This window comes from Arthrobacter sp. W4I7 (assembly GCF_030816215.1).
Lineage (GTDB): Bacteria > Actinomycetota > Actinomycetes > Actinomycetales > Micrococcaceae > Arthrobacter > Arthrobacter siccitolerans_A.
Window position 1 is genome coordinate 2,224,738 of the sequence record NZ_JAUSXU010000001.1, and the last position, 18,532, is coordinate 2,243,269.

The window sequence follows — 18,532 nt, forward strand, 5'->3', positions numbered from 1 at the left end:
GGTTTGGGCAAGTCCGTCAGGCAGAACCACCGCCCGGCGGCCCGTCCAGCACGGTGGGGACGTATTCGAGCAGTTGGAGCCGCCCGTCGAACGTCCGGCTATTTACCATTTCCAGTGAGACGTCCGGGTATCCGTCGTAGATCCGTTCGCGTCCGGTCCGGCCCGTGATCACCGGGAAGACCACCAGCCGGAACCTGTCCACCAGGCCGGCCGTCAGCAGGGACCGGCAGAGGCTAAGGCTTCCAAGGGTGGTCAGCGGACCGGTCCCGTTCCGCTTCATCCCAGCGACCGCCTCCACCGCGTCTCCAGCCACAAGCCGGGAGTTCGGCCAGGTCAAAGGAGCCTTCAGGGCGGAGGAGAAGACAACCTTGGGGACGGCAGCCAGGCCAGTGAGGCTGGCCCCTTCGTTGTCGGAGAATTCAGAACGTCCGCCGGCGGCCTCCTGCGACATGCTGGACATCAGCCGATAGGTGTTGGCCCCGAGCAGGAAGGTGTAGTTCTTCTTCCCCTCCTGCTCAAGCCAGGCCAGGTATTCCGGGCCTTCCAGTCCCCACCAGCCGGGCCAGCCCTCGGCGGAGGCATAACCGTCCAGTGAAATGATCAGATCCACCATCAGCGTTGCTGCTGGTGCTTCTCCGGTTTGGTCAACCATGGCCGTCTCCTCGTTGAATCGGCGGATCCGGACCGCACCACAGGGAAGAAACGTTCCGGTGCCGGCCATGCTAACCCTGGAAGGCCGGCGGGTCTATCCGTCCCGTAGCCTGCATGAGAGCATACGGGCATGTCACCCATACAGCGCCTCCGCCCCGAAGGGCTCGTTGTGAGCCCGGCCTTCAGTCACGTTGCTGTCGTGCCGCCGGGCGCCACCACCATCTATGTCGGCGGCCAAAATGCCGTCGACGCCGACGGATCCCTAGTGGGCCCAGGCGACGCCGCGGTGCAGTCAGCCTTCGCCCTCGAGAACGTGAAGACCGCGCTCGCTGCCGCCGGCGCAAGCCTCGGCGATGTGGTGCAGTGGACCGTGCTCTTCGTGGACGGCGCCGACATCGCAGCCGGATACCGCGCCATTGCAGGGGAACTCGCGTCCGACGAGCCGGCTTTGGTGACTGCTGCCCTTGTGGCCGGGCTGGGCGTACCCGGCGCGCTCGTGGAGATCAGCGCTGTCGCTGCCGTGCTCGCATAAGCCACATCCTGGCAATGCCGGGTGCCGTGACCAAAGCCAGGAGCCGGCGCGGCTACTCGAAGCGCACGGGGTCCCAGTCAAGGATCCGTGGAACGGCGAGACCCTCAACAACGAACGGATCATCGGCGATGAAACGCTCGGCCTTCTCCCGCCGATCCTACCTGCCGCCTCGTTAAGGCGTGCCTCAAGGAATCCCTTCCGGCCGCCGTCGGACCCTATTAGCATGGCCCGTATCCTGTCCGCGCCCTGAACACCCTGCCACACAAAGGCAAGCCCATGAACAGTGTCACCTGTGATCTCACCGTATCGCTCGACGGCTTCCTCGCCGGACCCAACCAGAGCCGCGACAATCCCCTGGGCGAGGGCGGTGAGGACCTGCACCGGTGGCAGTTCGAAGAACCCGAGGCCAATGCTGCAGCGATTGAGGGCATCCTCGCCGCTGGAGCGTACATCATGGGCCGCAACATGTTCGCCGGTCCGGGACCCGGGTCCTGGGACGATGACTGGCGCGGCTGGTGGGGCGAGGAACCGCCGTACCACGCCCCCGTCTTTGTCCTCACGCATCATCCCCGCCCGCCGCTGCAGATGCAGGGCGGCACAACGTTTCATTTCGTGAATGACGGAATCGAGTCCGCACTGGCCAAGGCGCGGCAGGCCGCGGGCGGTAAGGACGTCGCCATAGCCGGTGGTGCGGAAACTGCCCGGCAGTATCTTTCGGCCGGGCTGATCGACGAGTTGCGGCTCCATATCTCGCCGCTTCTCCTTGGGGCGGGCGAACGTCTCCTGGACGGCGTCGGCAATCTCAAGCTGGAACCGACGGAAGTCAGCGGCACCGGCCTGGTGACGCACATCCGCTACCGGCTGCACGAAGGAGGGTAAGCCACTCCGACTTCCTGAAACGGACATGGTGCGACTGGCTTCGAGCGCGGGCCCCCTTCGGGAGGGTCCGGGCAGCTACCGTCCACCCTCAATCTTGCGGCTGCGCTGCTCCTGCGCCATCGGTCCGTAGGGATAGACGCCCGTCCCGGGCTGGCTGACCTGGGTCAGCCGATTGGTCTCGTCAGGACTAAGCTGCAGTTCGGCCGCCGCGAGGTTGCCGGCAAGCTGCTCCTCGGTCCGGACACCCAGGATCACGGACGTGACCGCCGGCCGGTCGACAAGCCAGGCCAGCGCCACCTGGGTAGGGCTGACTCCCCGGGCAGCGGCAATGTCTTCCACGGCATCGATGACGGCCCAGGTACGTGGGTTGTCGTTGCGCGCCTTCCAGGCCTCCATTCCGCGTTCGGGGTTCTCACCGAGCCTGGTGGCACCTGCAGGAGGCTGGTCCCGCTTGTACTTGCCCGAGAGCCACCCACCGCCGAGCGGCGACCAGGGCAGCAGGCCGATGCCGGCGTCGAGCGCCGCCGGAACAATCTCGGATTCGATTTCCCTGACCAGCAGGCTGTACTGGGGCTGCAGGGTCACCGGCGGATTCCAGCCGTTCGCCCGGGCAACATGGACGGCTTTGGTCAGTTGCCATCCCAGGAAGTTGGAAAAGCCGTAATAGGCAATCTTGCCCCGGCTGACTGAGTCGTCCAGGAAGCGCAGGGTCTCCTCCAATGGAGTAATGGGGTCCCACGCGTGCATCTGGTACAGGTCGATCTGTTCCACGCCAAGACGTCGGAGGGAATCATCCAGCGCGCGGGACAAATGACGGCGGGATGTTCCGACGTCGTTCGGTGCCGTCCCCATCGGAAAGCGGCCCTTCGTGGCAATCACCGCTTTATCCCTGGCCTCCGGCCGCTTGGCCAGCCAGCGGCCGATGATCTCTTCCGAAACACCGGCGCTGTAGACATCGGCGGTGTCGATGAAATTCCCGCCCACCGCAAAGTAGCTGTCCAGGATGGCGTGTGAGGTCTCCTCGGTGGCCTCCGCACCGAAAGTCATGGTTCCCAGCGAGTAGCTGGAAACGACCGCGCCGCTGCGGCCCAGGGTTCTGTATTCCATTGTTATCCTCGTGTTCGGTGGCGGGTGTCAAAATCCTTGGCCGCCGCGTCCCGCGTGGTGGTGCGGATGCGGTACAGGCTGGTGGTGGCTGTGATGTAAAGGTCCTGGCCGTCCGGGCCGCCAAAGCACAAGTTCGATACCCGCTCGGGCACTGCCACGGTAGCCAGGAGTTCGAAGGACGGTGAATAGACCCGGACGGCGGGGCCGGCAGAGGTCCAGATCCTGCCCTGCACATCGACCCGCAAACCGTCAGCAGCATTGCCTTCTTCCAGCTCGAGAACCGTTCCGCCGGGGCGGCAGGTGCCGTCCGCCACGTTGTAGGAGGCAATCCTCAACGGAACCCCATAATGAGGACCGGCTGTATCCGCAACGTAGAGGACCGACTCATCCGGTGAGAAGGCCAGCCCGTTGGGGTGGACGAGGTCAGTGATCATTGCTGTCAGTGTTCCTGAAGCGGGCTCGAACCGGAAAACATAGCAGCCGCCGTACTCCTGCTCCCCCTCGTGCCCTTCTTTAGTGCCTGGAAGAATTCCGTACGGCGGGTCCGTGAACCAGATGCTGGAGTCACGTGAAATCACGACGTCGTTGGGCGAGTTCAGCCGACGGCCCCGGTAGGAATCAACCAGTCCTGTCACCACTCCCCCGCGGTCACGCTCAATCCTGCGGCGCCCTTGGCTGCACTGCAGCACACTGCCGTCAGCGTCGAGGGTGCGGCCGTTTGTGAATTCGACCCCAACTGCGTATTCGCGGGTCCTCCCGGCGGCGGGATCGAACTCGAGGATGCGGTCATTCGGGATATCGCTCCAGCGGACTGCCTGGGACGATGGCACCCACAAGGGGCCCTCAGCCCATGCCGAGCCCGTGAAGAGGCAGTCCAACCCGCCGATTGTCAGTCCAGCACCCATCCGATCCCCTTTGCATCCAGTTCCCGCGCATGTCCTACGCTACATCCGCCTGTGGGACGCCCAAGCCGCCGGACAGTGATACACGGCGCTGATCCTGGACGGGCAAAGCGCTCACCAGGTGGATAGATGTTGGAAGCCGGGTTTCCTGGCCCCAAGACTCCATGGCCGGCTTCCGAACGTCCTACGCCTGCCCGTGGCCTATCGGGGCATCGCCCAGACTGCCGTACCTCTCCATGCGGTGCCACCGAAGGTGTACGCCGGCCAGCGCTGTAACCACTGCCTGAATGACCACGAGATACATCAGCTGCCGGTAGACGAACTGCTGAAGCGGCAGGTTCCAGAGCGGCCGTAGCCGTTCATTGTCGAGCCTGAATGCGTAGGCAGCCATCAGGAACTGAACGGCCAGGAAAATGAGCCAGAGGCCGGCAATCCGGAGTGGATCGAGGAAGATCAGGCCGTAGACAGCAAAGACATCAACGACGGGCGCGAACAGGGGCAGCAGCACCTGCAGGACCAGCAGGTAGCCAAGTCCGCGCCGGCCGAGCTTGCCGGCCGCCCCGCCCTGCACCACCGCACCCCGGTGCTTCCACATGGCCTGCAACGTGCCGTAGCACCAGCGGTACCGCTGTTTCCAGAGCGCTCCGAGGCTGGCCGGCGCCTCGGTCCAGGCCCGCGCATCCTCCTTGTACACAACGCGCCAGCCATCGCGGCACAGTGACATGGTCAGGTCGGTGTCCTCAGCGAGCGTGTCGTCACTGACTCCGCCGACCCGGAGGAGGGCCTCACGCCGGAAAGCACCAATGGCACCAGGGACGGTGGGCATGCATTCAGCGACGTCGAACAGCCTGCGGTCCAGGTTGAAGCCGACGACGTATTCGATGTGCTGCCAGGCGCCGAGGATGCCGCCGCGGTTGGCGACCTTCGTATTCCCGGAAATAGCGCCCACGCGCGGGTCGGCGAAGGGCTGGATGAGGGCGTGGACAGTGTCCGGTTCGAACACGGTGTCGCCGTCCACCATCACCACAAGATTGTGGGTCGCAGCGTACAGCCCGGCGTTCAGCGCAGACGGTTTGCCTCCGTTCTCCTTACGGATCACTGTGACGCCGGGCAGGCCCAGCGCGTCCACGATATCCGCCGTCCGGTCGGTTGAACCGTCGTCCACCACGACGATCTCAACCGGATGGGTCGAGGCCACGATGGACCGGACAGCGGCCTCGATGCCGGCGGACTCGTTGTATGCGGGCACGATCACGGTGACGGGCTCAGTAATCTCCGGCCGGACCAGCACGTCCACCCTGCGCCGCCCACGGCCGGCCGCCGTGATGCGGCGAGCGGCGCGGCTGTGGCGTGCGGCAAAGAAGACCACGAGTACGGCGCGAATAAACGTCACGACGCCGGCAGCAACGAGTGCCCACGAGATAGCCGTGACCACGAAGTCACTGAGGCGGATGCCCCACAGGAAGGCTGTCCCGCTGACCTTTTCCATGCCGGACGCCTGCCGGGTGCTGTCAATGCCGATTGAGTCACCCACGGTGGTGACCCGGAAACCCTTGTCCTCGAACTTTGTCAGTGCGGAGTCGAGGGCGGTGACGGTCTGCTCCCGGTCGCCTCCGCCGTCGTGCATCAGGACCACATGCCCCTGCCTGCCCGGGGGATCCAGGTTGCCCTCGATCGCCTCGGCGCCCGGCAGCCGCCAGTCCTCGCTGTCCATGCTGCTGAGAACGGTGAGGTAACCCTCGTCCGCCAGTCCCCGCATCACCGACCACGTGCCATTGGTGAGCGCGGCTTTGCCGGAACTGAACGGCGGACGCAGCAGGGACGCGGATTGGCCTGTGATACCCACAATCACATCCTGGGCACCCTGCACCTCGAGTTGCCTGCGCCACGCGCCCGCAGTGCCGAGATCAGCGTGGGTGAGCGTATGGACGCCGATTTCGTGGCCTTCGGCCACGATGCGGTGCACGAGGTCGGGGTTGTCCGCCGCTGCCGAACCAACGACGAAGAAGGTGGCATGGACCTGGTGCTTCCGAAGGATGTCCAGGATCCGGGGCGTCCAAACGGGATCCGGGCCGTCGTCGAAGGTCAGGGCCACCGTGCGGTCCGGAGGGCTGACCGCACGCACCGCCCCGCCACGGGAATCCACCACCGGGCCGCCCTGGGACACAGCCTGCGGGACCCCACTGGCAGATTGGTCTGTCGATACAGATTCATCACCGAGCCGGCCCTGGTGGTGCATGTATCCCTGAACCACGAGGGCAAGGCCCAAGGCCAACAGGGTGGCCATGAGGACCAGCCAGTGGGCCCTCACACTGGCTGGACGAGGGCCTTTCGTGCGGACAGGACGCTTGGTGGGTACAGCGACTTTGGTGCGGAAACCGCCCCCGATCGGGCCAGGAGAAGTCACGGGTGCGGCGGGGACGAGGGCCGGGTTGCCTGGCCCGGCGCAGATTCATTCGGCCCCGGCACGGAGCTGCTCATTCCAGGCGCCGTTGGCTTCCCAGTGGCCGCTGGCGCAACTGTGGGTCCGGCGGGGGCTGCCGGCGGGGGCGCGGCAGCCGTAACCGGCGGTGCTACAGGGAGGGCCTGGGACGCCGTTGCCGGGACCTGGAAGGCGGCGGGCGCTGCCGGGACAGCGGCGGGACCTTCGGCGCCTTGGGGGCCAGCGGCATTGGAAGCCGGCGGGGGTGGGGAAGACGGCAGGTTGCCGGGCCCGGCGGCGGCGGGGAAGGGCAGGTAGGGCGCAGCCACATTGGACCCGCCCATGAGTGCAACCAGGAGGAGAACCACGTACCCTGCCACGATCCCGAGTGCCCCCACACCCAAAAGCTTGACCCGCCGCAACCGCCGGCCTGACGTATCAACAAACACAGGACCACGTGGCGACGCGGCGCGCGGCTGATCGGACGTCTCGTTAGGGGCTTTCATCGAGCACCAACCTTAGAGGATGGCCTTTCTTCACCCAACTTGACCATTCCTCCCGGAACGGGCAGCTCTGGCGCCGCCGCCGGCGATGGCTGTAGCTTGGGAATACTTTCCTTCGAACCAGCCGAGGTGCCGGAGGTACCGCTGATGCAGGGCTTGTCCACGTCGTTGGTTCTGATCGCGTTGCTGGCTGTTGCCGCACCCCTTGCCGCCCGTTTCCTGGACCGGGTGCTTAAAGTTCCGATCGTGGTGTTCGAAATAGTCCTCGGAATCGTGCTCGGCCCCAGTCTGCTCGGATGGATACAATCCACCCAGTTCACTGACACCCTGGCGGATTTCGGGCTTGCCATGCTCTTCTTCGTCGCCGGCAACGAGATCGACTTCGCCGCAATCCGGGGCCGGCCCGTCAACCGTGCGGTTGCGGGGTGGGTCATCTCACTGGCCGCGGGCATTGGTGCCGGGTTTGTCCTAGCGCCCGGACCGGAGGCTGCCGTGATCGTCGGCGTCGCCTTGTGTTCCACCGCCCTGGGGACGCTGCTGCCGATCCTTCGCGATGCGGGCGAGTCCAAATCCCCGATCGGGATCGCGGTGGCAGCGCTGGGTGCGGCCGGCGAGTTCGGTCCCCTGGTTGCGATCTCGCTGTTCTTCAGCGGCAGGGAGCTGGGGCCGGCGACGGCGGTGCTTCTGGGATTTGTTCTGTTGACCGGCCTGGCGATTTTTCTCGCTTCCCGTGCACGGCACTCCCTGCTCCACTCACAGGTCACCAGGACCCTGCACACCAGCGGGCAGTTCGCCGTCCGGTCCATCATGTTTATTCTGAGCGTGCTCGTTGTCCTGAGCATGGTGCTGGGGCTGGATATGCTGCTGGGTGCATTCGCCGCAGGGGTCCTGTGGAAGGTTGCCATCGCACGCGCTCCCGAACACGACCGGCACGTCATCGAGATGAAGATCGACGCCATCGCGTTCGGGTTCCTGGTGCCGGTCTTCTTCATCGATACCGGCATAGACTTCGAACTGGGCGCGCTTACCAGCAGCCCGGCATCCCTGGCGCTGGTCCCTCTTTTCCTGCTGCTCCTGCTCATCATCCGCGGGCTGCCGTCCTTGCTCGCAGTTCCCCCGAGATCCACGGCGGGTGACAAGCGGGCCATCGTCCTGTTTGCGGCAACAGGCCTGCCGATTATCGTGGCGGTAACGGGCATCGGCCGGGACGAAGGGCTAATCACGAGCGGAATCGCGTCCGCCCTTGTGGGAGCAGGGATGCTCTCGGTACTCCTGTTTCCGCTGCTCGCACTCCGGCAACATCAGCGCGATCCGTTAAGGGCTCCGCAAGGCAAGCGGCGGCCCCTTCGGCGCCCGGACCGGGCCGGCATCCCGGGCGAGGCTACGAAGTAGAACCGATTGCCGCACCGCCCGCCCTCCGACCCAAGCCAGGTCCCGTCGTCGTGCATCCATCTCGTTGCCACAGGCAAATAGCTGCCGGACTCTGGACTCTTGAACGGGGCGCAACCAGACTGTCTACAACAGCTGGCCCGGCAGGCCGGAATGGCCAGTAATTTGACCAGTCGGGAATGGACAGCTGCATTTATTGGGGTTTTACCGCAATGCCTGTTCCGCACCCTTGAAAGGACCTGGTTATGCCGGATTTCACAGCATTCTTCCCTCTTATTGCCATCATCCTGGGGGTGGTTTTTGCCGTGGGCTTTATCTGGGCGGCAACAAAACTGATGTGGAAGGTGGCGGAACCCAATGAAGCCCTCATTATCTCCGGACTGACCCGTGGCACCCTTGAAACCCGGGCCGGCATGGATTTCAAAATCGTCACGGGTAAAGGAGCGCTCGTCCTTCCCGGCCTCCAGACGGTGCGCACCTTGTCGCTCACCTTGAATGAAACTGAGCTCAAAGTTTCCTGCGTCACCTCTCAGGGCATCCAGGTGATTGTGGAAGGTGTGGTAATTTACAAGATTGGCGACGCTCCGCCGTTTATCGCCAATGCGGCGCGCCGGTTCCTGGGCCAGCAGCCCAAAATGGAAAGTCAGGTATACAACGTCTTTGAGGGCCACCTGCGCTCCATCATCGGCAGCATGACCATGGAGGAGATTATCCGCGAGCGGGACAAGCTCGGTTCGCAGGTCCGCAGCGCCAGCGGCGTGGAGATGGAAAAACTGGGGCTCGTGGTGGATTCCCTGCAGATCAAGGATCTGCAGGACCCGACCGGATACATCGAGAACATCGCAAAGCCTCATATTGCGCAGGTGAAGATGGAGGCACGGATCGCCGAGGCCACCCGCAACCGGGAAGCGGCGGAGAAGGAAGCGGAGGCGGCGGCGCTGATCGCCGACGCGCAGAGTGTTTCGGCCATCAGGCAGTCGGTGGCCCAGGCTAATGCCGAGCGTGCCAAGGCCAACGCTGCCCAGGCGGGCCCGCTGGCCGATGCCACAGCGCGGCAGCAGGTGGTGGTCCAGGAAACCGAAGTGGCCAAGCTCGAGGCGGACCGGGAAGAGCAGAAACTCCAGACCACGGTCCGGAAACCGGCGGATGCGAAGGCCTACGCCACGCGGACCGATGCGGAAGGGAAAAAGGCGGCGGACATCAGTGCCGCCGAGGCACTGGCGCGCCGCACCGAGCTTGATGCCCAGGCCAACGCGCGCCGGACGGAACTGCTGGCCCACGCGAATGCCACCGCAGCGGCCGCGACTGCCGGAGCCACAAAAGTCACCGGCGAAGCCGAAGCCGCGGCCACCAAAGCCAAGGGCGATGCCGCGGCTTCCGCAATCAAGGCCAAGGCTCTGGCTGAGGCAGACGGCATCAAGGCGCGGGCAGAGGCTTTGGGGACTAACCAGGACGCGGTGATTTCCCAGCAGCTCGCCGAGAACATGCCCGCCATCATCGCCGCTGCAGCCGAACCGTTCTCACACGTGGGCCAGATGACCGTCCTGAACGGCGGCGACGGCGTCAACAAGATGCTCGGCGGAATCCTGGCACAGGCGGGTGACTACCTGCCCGCCCTCGCGTCCGCGCTCAAGAAAGGCCAAGAAGCCAGGCGTCCGCCCACGGCTCCCGACGAATAGGAACACCGGATGCACAAGGAGGTTGACCGGAGCCTGACAGGAAAGATCGGGCGGGTGACAGGGCACATCGGGCCGGGCACTATCGGCGAGGTGATGCTGCCCTACCTCGGCGGCACCATGGCCCTCCACGCCCACCCGTTCGACAAGACGAGCGACTTCGCAGTGGGTGAAGAGGTACTGGTGATCTACTTCGAGCCGCCGCAGACGGTCTACGTGGACGAGCTTCCTGACGTCTTGAGGCACGGGTAACACTTCGCAAGTCAGTGACTGTCTCCGCCCGGGATCGAGCCCCGCGGCCTCGAGGGCAGCTAGAGCGATGGGTCGCGTCGGGCGAACGTCATGTGGATGACACCGCTCGGTGACGGCGCTGCCTCGATCTGGAAGCGCTGTTCCAGTCCTTCGAGGCGGTCCCACAGTCGTTCGCCGCGGCCAAGAAGGATCGGTACGAGGACAATATGCATCTGGTCGATCAGGTCGGCCTCGAGGAACTGGCGGATCGTAGTGGCGCCGCCCCCGATTCGCACGTCGAGGTCACCGGCGAGAGCGCGGGCGTGCTCAAGGGCTTCGGCAGGTTCGGCATCCACAAAGTGGAAGGTCGTGCCGCCCTTCATCGTCAATTGCGGACGAGGGTGGTGGGTGAGGACCACCACCGGGGTGTGGAACGGCGGGTTGTCGCCCCACCAGCCCTGCCATTCCTCATCGTCCCAGGGGCCGCGCTGAGGCCCGAACTTGTTGCGGCCCATGATCTCCACACCGATGCCGGAGGCCCACCGGCTCGCGAAGGTTTCGTCGATTCCGTTGGAGCCCTCTTCCTCGCCGTGCAGGCCCATCTGCGCAAAAGTGCGCGTCGGAAGAGCCCACTCCATCAGGCGCCTCCCGGCGTGCCCGAAAGGCGCGTCCAGCTCCTGCCCCTCGCCAGTACCGAATCCGTCGAGCGAAACGGAGAAATTGTGAACGCGAACGAGTGACATCGGACTCCTTGATCGTGGCCGGGCGCCGGAGGCGGCGCGCGGATCTGTCAGCCTCAACACTTGCAGCACACAAGCACTGCGCCGACCGTAGCGCAGGTGCTGGTGACCTGCAAGCAATCCAGGGAGGTGCACGGCGCCGGAGCTCCTCGCCAGATCCCCCGGGAATCCTTGATACGGCGCACATCGGGCGCGGGAAACGCCGTCGTGCTCGTGAAAACCATGCCTCCCCTCAACGCTGTGGACTCATTCGGCGGTGCCGGCCTTCACGGCATATGCCTTGGCTTGGGTCCGCACCTGGCGAATGTAGGGATCGGACTGGTTGTAGGCGTAGACGGCGTCCGTCCACCCTTGCGCAGTTGAGAGGTCTCGGCCGTGGGCGCACAGGTAAGTCGCCGCACTCAGGGCGGCGTCGTCGATATTGAACGGGTCCGCTGTTCCATCCCCGTTCCCGTCCCGTCCTGCAAGCTCCCAGGTGGAGGGAATGAACTGCATGGGTCCGACGGCGTGGTCCCAGCGCGCGTCGCCGTCCAGGGCACCGGCGTCCGTGTCCGGGATGGCCGCGAATCCGACGCCGTTGAGACTTGGGCCCACAATGGGGCCCGTGGCCTGCCCTGCGGTGTTAAGGCTGCTGCCGCCGTAAGTTCCGTGCCCTGATTCGACGGCGCCCACTGCTGCCACCGTATTCCAGCCGATTCCGCACGCCGGAGCGGAATCATTGGCCCTGACGGCCGCAGCAACGTAAGCCTGCAGCGCACGGGCAGGGATCCCCGTCCGGGCGGCAGCCTGGGTAAGCCACTGGGCATCGGGACTCTGGGTTACGTTCACGGCGGTGGTGATCCCGGCGGATAATGTGTCAAGTTCCGCCCCCGCCCGCGGCGGTGGAGAAAGCGCCCCGCCCGCGTCTGCACCGGGCTGCCGAGTTGCCCAGAACGAGAATGCGGTGATGGCGCACATCGCGAACAGGGTGAAAACCAATAGGCGTTTTAGACGGAGCACCGACTAATCAAACCATCCGGGCTCATTGACCGCCTGCGGAACCGCCGATTTTGCGAAGCGGTGGACGGTCGATACGTTTCGGGCGCCAAATCACGTCATTCATCGAAGTATGTGTGCAAACTCGCCTCAGGTGAGATGGATGCGATGACTCCCGCTGCTATGTCATGGAGTTTGGCGTTGCGGGAATTGGACGCTTTCCTCAGTATGGTGAAGGCGGCGTCCTGACTGCATCGGTTATGGCCCATGATCACGCCTACTGCAATATCGATGGCTGTCCGGTTCTTCATCGCCGCTTCCAGGTTGTCCTTCGCTTCCTGCAGTCGTGTCAGGCGCAGCTCCAGCCGGAGGGTCTTGGCGGATTGTTCACCGAACAGCTCCGCGCGGGCAATGTCCTCCCCCGTTATTCCGTATGGCCGCGAAGAGTAGATGTTCAAAGCAGCGGTGGATTCTCCCTCCAGCCGCAGGGGCACACCGAGGATCGATTGGACTCCCTGTTTGGCGACGGCGCGGATGTATTCCGGCCAGCGGTGTTCGCGCGAAACGTCGGGGACGTAGACGGTGGTACCGGTGCGCATGGCGGTCAGGCAAGGCCCGTCGCCGAAGGCGTACTGGAGTTCGTCCATCACCCGTGCCGTGGCGCTGCTGCATGCTACCGTGACAGGTTTTTTCCTGCGCACCACGGTGACATTGCAGTGCACCTTCGAATTGGGTGGAGAGAGGAGGGACGCGGAGAAGACGGCCAGTTCCTGGAAGAACTCCTCAGCGTCCGAAGTTTCCAGGACCATGTCCTGGAGCCGCGAGGCGATTCCATCCTGCAGTTCTGCCGGGGGGGGTATAGCGTCCATTGCGCGTCCTTAGGGAGTCTTCAACGGCAGAAAGACAGCGCCGCGTGAAGACGCCCACTTCCGGACGTTTCCCTCCCAGCCTACGGCAAGATTCAGTACCCGGCAGAAGAAGAACCTACCCTTCTCCCACAGGTTGGGCGTCGGGCCCGCGCCATGATGGCACACCGTGCGACTCGTCCGGTAGCCAGCAGTGGACCCGAAGCCCGCAGCATCATCGCCGCGGCCGTACTCTAATTTGCAGGTCCTGGAACAGGAGGCGAAGAACTGCGCCGAGCTGGACAGGATCCTCACATTGCACTTCGAGGCCGTGGGCAAAATCTTTGCTTTCCCTGGAATACTATCTGATTGCACTCAGTTATGAGTGTTATCACTATTCCCCGCAGCCCTGCGCGGAAATAATGCTCTAACACTTCGGATGCAAAGAGACCGGCCTACCCGTCCCTTGCCCACGTTCGACGAAACCCCTCAGGCCGCCCGCCGTGCCCGCTCCACTGCGAGCCAGGGACGGGCAGCCGCTAAGACGCATCACCACCATCCGCGCCGACCGGCGGGGATGTAGTCCTGTAACAAGAAAGACCAACAAAATGCCCTCAATTAATGGAGCAGTCGTCCTCGTCACCGGCGCAAACGGCGGCATCGGAACCCACTTCGTCCACGACGCCCTCGCCCGGGGTGCGAGCAAGGTCTATGCCACCGCCCGCACCCCGCGCACCTGGGAAGACGCCCGCATCGTCCCGCTCACCCTCGACGTCACCGACTCCGCCTCCATCCAGGCAGCCATCGACGCCGCCGGGGACGTCACAGTGCTGATCAACAATGCCGGAGCCTCCGTGGCAAGCCCGGGCATCCTCACCCACACCGACGCGGAAATCCGGACCAACGTCGAAACGAACTTCCTCGGCCCGCTGTTCCTCGCCCGCGCCTTCGCACCAATCCTGTCTGCGAAAGATGAATCAGTAATTATCGACATCCACTCCGCGATGAGCTGGTACGCCGTTGGTGGCATCTACAGCGCCTCCAAGGCCGCCCTCTGGTCAGCCACCAACTCTCTACGCCTGGAACTCGCCCCGGACGGGTGCACGTCGTAGGCGTCCACGTCGGGTACGTCGACACGGCCATGGCCGCGCATGCAACCGATCCCAAGATGGACCCGGCTGAACTCGTACGCACCGTGATGGACGCCGTCGAATCCGGCGAGTACGAAGTTCTCGCTGACGAGACATCCGTGCAGCTCAAGGCCGGACTCAGCAGCCCCATCGAGGCCGTCTACCCGCAACTGACGCACAACAAAGCCTGAGAAAAACGATAGTGCCGCGGCCATGATGACCACGGCATTACGAGCCCGGAATCAACCAACCGAAATGGGCGAGCCGGAGCAGGTGGCGCCACGGTTTACGCGCTTCGCGCACAAAGCCAGGAACTCCCATTGACAAATATCTGAGTGCAGTCATAATTGAGTTAGATCAAAAATCTGTTGGTCCAAGCAACGAGTGCATGGATACCCTCCCGCACCGACTCAGATGGCCCCGCCGGGAGAAGCCTGCACCACGGCAGCGACCGGTAACCACCCCCTCACTGAAGGAGCATCACGCATGCGAGCGTTCGTCGTCACCCAGTACAAGCATCCCTTGCGCGAAGCGGAGGTCGCCGAGCCGGCCGTCGGTGAACGGGACGTGCTCGTGCAGGTTCAAGCGGCGGGCTTGAACCAGTTGGACGAGAAGATCCGGTTGGGTGAGTTCAAGCAAATCCTTCCCTACAAGCTCCAGCTGATCCTCGGCAACGACGTCGCCGGCACCGTCCTGCAGGTTGGGTCCAAGGTGCGAGGGTTCAAGCCGGGTGATGAGGTTTACGGCCGTCCTGACAAAGACCGCATCGGCACGTTCGCCGAGCGCATCGCCGTCGCTGATGAGGACCTTGCGCTGAAGCCCGCGTCGGCCAGCATGGAGGAGGCCGGCTCGCTGCCACTCGTGGCGCTGACCGCCTGGCAGGCCCTCGTCGAGCGGGGCAACCTGCGCCCGGGGCAGAAGGTCCTTATTCACGCCGGCGCCGGCGGAGTCGGCTCGATCGCCATCCAGCTCGCCAAGCACCTCGGCGCCACCGTTGCAACCACCGCGAGCAACTCCAACGCCGGCTTCGTGCGGGACCTCGGCGCGGACATCGTGATCGACTACCGCACCCAGGACTTCGAGCAGCTCCTCAGCGGTTACGACTTGGTGCTCGACAGCCTCGGCGGGGAGAACCTGCAGAAGTCACTGCGCGTCCTCAAGCCCGGCGGGAAGGCGATTGGGATCTCCGGCCCGCCCGATCCGGCATTCGCCCGCGAAGCCGGCCTGAATCCTGTGTTGCGCCTGGCGATCACCGTGCTCAGCAGCAAGATCCGGCGGCAGGCGAGGAAGCTCGGCGTCAGCTACGAGTTCCTCTTCATGCGCGCCAGCGGCGACCAACTGCGGCAGATCAGTGCCCTCGTCGACGACGGCGTCCTGCGCGCAACCGTAGGAAGGGTCTTCACCTTCGACCAGACCCCGGAGGCGCTGCAGTCCCTGGCCTTGGGCGGTATCCGCGGAAAGGCAGTGGTCGCGCTGACCCACTGAACCCGCCCGCACCTTTTCCATCCCATAAACCAGACAGAAGAAGAACCGTCATGGACAACACCAACACACCGAACGAATTCGTCGTCACCTCATACGCGAATGCACCTGCCAGCGCCATCACCGCCGGAGGCGTTACCTTTGCCTACCGTGAGCTGGGGCCCAAGGGAGGCATTCCGGTCGTGTTTTTCGTTCACCTCGCCGCCACCATGGATAACTGGGATCCCCGGATCATCGACCCCATTGCCAAGAACCGCCACGTCATCACCTTCGACCAGCCCGGCGTCGGCGCTTCCAGCGGGAATGTTCCCCACAGCATCGAGGCAATGGCCGACGACGCGTACACCTTCATCAACGCCCTCGGGTTCGGCAAAATCGATATCTTCGCGTTCTCCCTGGGCGGCATGATCGCCCAGGACCTCGCCCTCAAGCATCCGAACCTCCTCCGCAAGCTCGTGCTGACCGGAACCGGCCCGCGGGGAGGCAAGGACATCGACAGGGTCGTTGGCACCACCTACTGGGACATTTTCCGCGCAACCCTTACGAGGTCGGACCCCAAGGAATTCCTGTTCTTTAACCGCAACACCACGGGCAAACCCGCAGCGAAAGCGTTCATCAACCGCCTCAAGGAGCGCACGGTCGACCGTGACAAGCCGATCAGCACCCGTGCATTCCAGACGCAGCTGAAGGCGATCCAGAAGTTCGGTCGCTCCGCCCCGGCGGACCTGTCCACGCTCACGCACCCAACCCTTATCGCCAACGGGGACAACGACCGCATGGTTCCCTCCGTGCTCTCCGAGGACCTCCATCGACGTATCAAGGGATCCGACCTGATCATCTACCCCGACTCCGGTCACGGCGGCATCTTCCAGTATCACGCCAAGTTCGCCCCAGCCGCCGTCGAATTCCTCGCTCAGTGACCAGTCCAGCTTCCGGCAGGAAGGCACCCACGGGCACCACACCGTCAACGATGCCGTTGGCTTCCGCAATCCACATCTACGAGGTAAAGCCCGCTCACAGGCCAGGCCTGGGCCCTCCCCCACCAAGAACAAAAGAAGAAACCGCGGGAGGAACTCGGGAACGCATTAATCGTTATACTCATTACTGAGTCGAGTCAGTTTAAGTCCGGAGGGAACCCCATGCCTGTCACGTCCCAGCCGCTCGGACGGCGCGAGCGGAACAAACAACAGAAACTCGACCGCATCACCGCCGCAGCGAGTGAGCTGTTCGCCGAACACGGGGTCGAGGACGTTACAACCCAGCAAATCGCCGACAAGGCCGACATCGGCACCGGAACCCTGTTCCTCTACGCAAAGACCAAAGGTGAACTCCTCCTGCTCGTCCAGAACGCGCACTACGCCGAAGCCCTCGAGCGGGGCCGGGCGGATGCCGAGACCACTCCGGATGCACTGGATGCAGTGATGGCCCTAGTGCGGCCAATCGTGGAGTGCAACCGGACCCAAGTCGACAACGGACGCACATACCTCCGGGAGATGGTCTTCGGGGACCCGACAGAGCCGCACCACACCGAGGCCCTCTCCATCGTCGCGCAGACCGAGGAGGCCATCGCTGCCGTCCTTGGCAGGGACGGGCTGGGAGGTGCCGGTGACGCCGCAACGACGGCACGCATCGTCTCGGCGATCATGTTCGTCAGCATGGCAGCGACCGTGAACGCCGCCTCGAGTACCGACGCCATTGTGCAGGACATCAGGTCCCAAGTCAGCCTGCTGGTGCCCCACTAACTCCTCCAGCAAGAACCTCGACGAGGTCCACCGGCCAGGGATCGCCCCTTTGGCAAGTGCGAACGCCTGGGGCACCGCGGGTATGTCCCACTGGTGGCAGCGGATGGCTGCTATACCTTCAGCACCTTCCGGGATGACCCCTTTGCGGGCGTCCGGTCAAGGATCAGCGCGGCGGCAATCCCGAGCATCCAGACGTCCTTTGCCAGTGCGGTGCCTTGCTGGCTGGGCCGGATCCCGTCTTCCAGAGTCATTTCCGGGATTCTTCGGTACATGGTGAGAAGGGAGGCCGAGAAGATGCCAAGGCCCAGCCCGGCAAGACGGCTCGGCACGAACGGTGCGAGAAGGATCGCGCCCAAAGTGATCTCGGCGTAGCTGAGCAACTTCCCGAACGCCTCTGGTTCCATCCGGGTGAGCTGTGGGTAAACCTTGGCCCCCATGCCTTGCATTTGTGCGGCAGTGTCCTCGTCCAGATTCCGCTTGCTATAGCCGGCATTCAGAATGAACGCTCCAGTGGCGAGGCGGAGAGGGATGTGGCTCAGTTTCATCATGAATCCCCTTACTAGGCGGGTGATGCTTGAGAGCCTAGTTAGCTGAAGTCCCGACCGCCAGAGCTCAACGCCTCGCCGCCGGTCACCCTTGCCGCCTTATAAGCAGAGGTGGTGGAATTTGGGCAGCCGCAGCGCCTGCCTCAGATCCAGTTGGACAAGGGCTTCGACTAATCGCATGAAGCTTCGCATGGTATGGAGTTGGGCCCTTGACGGGCAAGGGAGGGCAAGACCATAACGCCCTTATCCTGGGGAAGTGCGTGGCTTTCGTCCGGCCAGACCGAGCAACGCCATGGCAAGAGAGAGGCCAAGTGCCGAGGCCGTGAGCGGGGTGATCTCCCTGTTTGGGTGCCGGAACGACTCCCGAGTGACGCGCTCTGACAGGATGCCAGGGATGTAGACGGCGCCGAGACACCCAATCGCCTGACGCAGCCAGGGCCGCGGCCGGACCAACAGCAGAACGATTCCCGCCGCCTGGGCGGCGAGCAAAGGCGCCGGGGCGGACAGTCTGCTGCCGATGGTCCACAGATCGCGCGTGACGTTCTCCGTCTTCCCTTGCATAAGGGGAAGGTCGTACGGGATCTGGTCGCGGAGAGCTTTGCGCGCTCCCGCAAGTTGGACAATGAGCTGCACCAGCGAGACTGAGGCCAGGACTTTCATCATCGATCCTCTCTAGCGCCGCAACCGGAATGAAGAGCATAACGAAGGCCAGCCCGCCTCCCCTTATCCAAAAAGGTTCCTTGCCGACTGGGTCCGTGGTCACGGAAGGCAGAGCCACTCG

General features: G+C 64.1%; 18 protein-coding genes and 1 pseudogene. 9 read left to right on the forward strand and 10 right to left on the reverse strand.

The genetic code is table 11. From position 1 onward, the window contains the following. Window positions 1–16: 16 nt before the first annotated feature. Window positions 17–652, reverse strand: a complete 636-nt coding sequence (locus tag QF047_RS10320) for a dihydrofolate reductase family protein (RefSeq protein WP_306633202.1) — start codon at window positions 650–652, stop codon at window positions 17–19. 129 nt (window positions 653–781) lie between these two features. Between QF047_RS10320 and QF047_RS10325 the strand changes: the two genes are divergently transcribed. Next, window positions 782–1,183: a RidA family protein gene (locus QF047_RS10325; RefSeq protein ID WP_307276416.1), complete on the forward strand. Its 402-nt coding sequence runs from the start codon at window positions 782–784 to the stop codon at window positions 1,181–1,183. Window positions 1,184–1,459: 276 nt separating this feature from the next. Further along, on the forward strand, window positions 1,460–2,062 hold the full coding sequence (locus QF047_RS10330; protein WP_307276419.1) for a dihydrofolate reductase family protein: 603 nt from the start codon (window positions 1,460–1,462) through the stop codon (window positions 2,060–2,062). A 75-nt stretch (window positions 2,063–2,137) separates the two neighbouring features. On the opposite strand, the gene QF047_RS10335 is transcribed toward QF047_RS10330, so the two are convergent. The 4 genes from QF047_RS10335 to QF047_RS10350 all read right to left on the reverse strand — a co-directional run bounded on the left by QF047_RS10335 (window position 2,138) and on the right by QF047_RS10350 (window position 6,999). Beyond that, window positions 2,138–3,169: an aldo/keto reductase gene (locus QF047_RS10335; protein ID WP_306633196.1), complete on the reverse strand. Its 1,032-nt coding sequence runs from the start codon at window positions 3,167–3,169 to the stop codon at window positions 2,138–2,140. 2 nt (window positions 3,170–3,171) lie between these two features. Next, the gene (locus QF047_RS10340) at window positions 3,172–4,074 is read right to left on the reverse strand and encodes an SMP-30/gluconolactonase/LRE family protein (RefSeq protein ID WP_307276424.1); all 903 of its coding nucleotides are present in this window, start codon (window positions 4,072–4,074) and stop codon (window positions 3,172–3,174) included. A gap of 181 nt (window positions 4,075–4,255) precedes the next feature. Next, window positions 4,256–6,382: a bifunctional polysaccharide deacetylase/glycosyltransferase family 2 protein gene (locus QF047_RS10345; protein ID WP_307276427.1), complete on the reverse strand. Its 2,127-nt coding sequence runs from the start codon at window positions 6,380–6,382 to the stop codon at window positions 4,256–4,258. Between the two features lie 92 nt (window positions 6,383–6,474). Then, window positions 6,475–6,999 (reverse strand): hypothetical protein, encoded by a 525-nt coding sequence (locus QF047_RS10350; protein ID WP_307276430.1) that lies wholly within the window; start codon window positions 6,997–6,999, stop codon window positions 6,475–6,477. Between the two features lie 96 nt (window positions 7,000–7,095). Between QF047_RS10350 and QF047_RS10355 the strand changes: the two genes are divergently transcribed. The 3 genes from QF047_RS10355 (at window position 7,096) to QF047_RS10365 (ending at window position 10,313) form a co-directional block, all read left to right on the forward strand. Then, window positions 7,096–8,388, forward strand: a complete 1,293-nt coding sequence (locus QF047_RS10355) for a cation:proton antiporter (RefSeq protein WP_307276433.1) — start codon at window positions 7,096–7,098, stop codon at window positions 8,386–8,388. 242 nt (window positions 8,389–8,630) lie between these two features. Beyond that, entirely contained in the window at window positions 8,631–10,064 is a 1,434-nt protein-coding gene (locus QF047_RS10360; RefSeq protein WP_307276436.1) for a flotillin family protein, read from the forward strand. 9 nt (window positions 10,065–10,073) lie between these two features. Further along, on the forward strand, window positions 10,074–10,313 hold the full coding sequence (locus tag QF047_RS10365; RefSeq protein ID WP_307276439.1) for a hypothetical protein: 240 nt from the start codon (window positions 10,074–10,076) through the stop codon (window positions 10,311–10,313). Window positions 10,314–10,372: 59 nt separating this feature from the next. Here QF047_RS10365 and QF047_RS10370 read toward each other — a convergent pair whose 3' ends face one another. From QF047_RS10370 to QF047_RS10380, 3 genes are all read right to left on the reverse strand, one after another. Then, entirely contained in the window at window positions 10,373–11,035 is a 663-nt protein-coding gene (locus tag QF047_RS10370; protein ID WP_307276442.1) for a dihydrofolate reductase family protein, read from the reverse strand. A 243-nt stretch (window positions 11,036–11,278) separates the two neighbouring features. Next, window positions 11,279–12,031 (reverse strand): lytic transglycosylase domain-containing protein, encoded by a 753-nt coding sequence (locus QF047_RS10375; RefSeq protein ID WP_307276445.1) that lies wholly within the window; start codon window positions 12,029–12,031, stop codon window positions 11,279–11,281. A gap of 95 nt (window positions 12,032–12,126) precedes the next feature. Continuing rightward, entirely contained in the window at window positions 12,127–12,876 is a 750-nt protein-coding gene (locus tag QF047_RS10380) for a GAF and ANTAR domain-containing protein (protein WP_307276449.1), read from the reverse strand. Between the two features lie 584 nt (window positions 12,877–13,460). Between QF047_RS10380 and QF047_RS10385 the strand changes: the two are divergent. The 4 genes and pseudogenes from QF047_RS10385 to QF047_RS10400 all read left to right on the forward strand — a co-directional run bounded on the left by QF047_RS10385 (window position 13,461) and on the right by QF047_RS10400 (window position 17,206). Continuing rightward, window positions 13,461–14,173, forward strand: a pseudogene (locus QF047_RS10385) (SDR family oxidoreductase). A 295-nt stretch (window positions 14,174–14,468) separates the two neighbouring features. Continuing rightward, on the forward strand, window positions 14,469–15,467 hold the full coding sequence (locus QF047_RS10390; RefSeq protein WP_307276452.1) for an NADP-dependent oxidoreductase: 999 nt from the start codon (window positions 14,469–14,471) through the stop codon (window positions 15,465–15,467). 50 nt (window positions 15,468–15,517) lie between these two features. Beyond that, window positions 15,518–16,384: an alpha/beta fold hydrolase gene (locus QF047_RS10395; RefSeq protein ID WP_307276456.1), complete on the forward strand. Its 867-nt coding sequence runs from the start codon at window positions 15,518–15,520 to the stop codon at window positions 16,382–16,384. A gap of 219 nt (window positions 16,385–16,603) precedes the next feature. Then, window positions 16,604–17,206, forward strand: a complete 603-nt coding sequence (locus QF047_RS10400; RefSeq protein ID WP_307276457.1) for a TetR/AcrR family transcriptional regulator — start codon at window positions 16,604–16,606, stop codon at window positions 17,204–17,206. A 110-nt stretch (window positions 17,207–17,316) separates the two neighbouring features. Here the strand turns inward: QF047_RS10400 and QF047_RS10405 are convergent, their stop codons facing one another. Both QF047_RS10405 and QF047_RS10410 read right to left on the reverse strand, forming a co-directional pair. Then, complete coding sequence (locus tag QF047_RS10405) at window positions 17,317–17,754, reverse strand: hypothetical protein (RefSeq protein WP_307276460.1); 438 nt, start codon at window positions 17,752–17,754, stop codon at window positions 17,317–17,319. 240 nt (window positions 17,755–17,994) lie between these two features. Then, window positions 17,995–18,414 carry a hypothetical protein gene (locus QF047_RS10410; RefSeq protein WP_307276463.1) on the reverse strand — a complete coding sequence of 140 codons (420 nt, stop codon included), beginning with the start codon at window positions 18,412–18,414 and terminating at the stop codon, window positions 17,995–17,997. Window positions 18,415–18,532 lie beyond the last annotated feature (118 nt).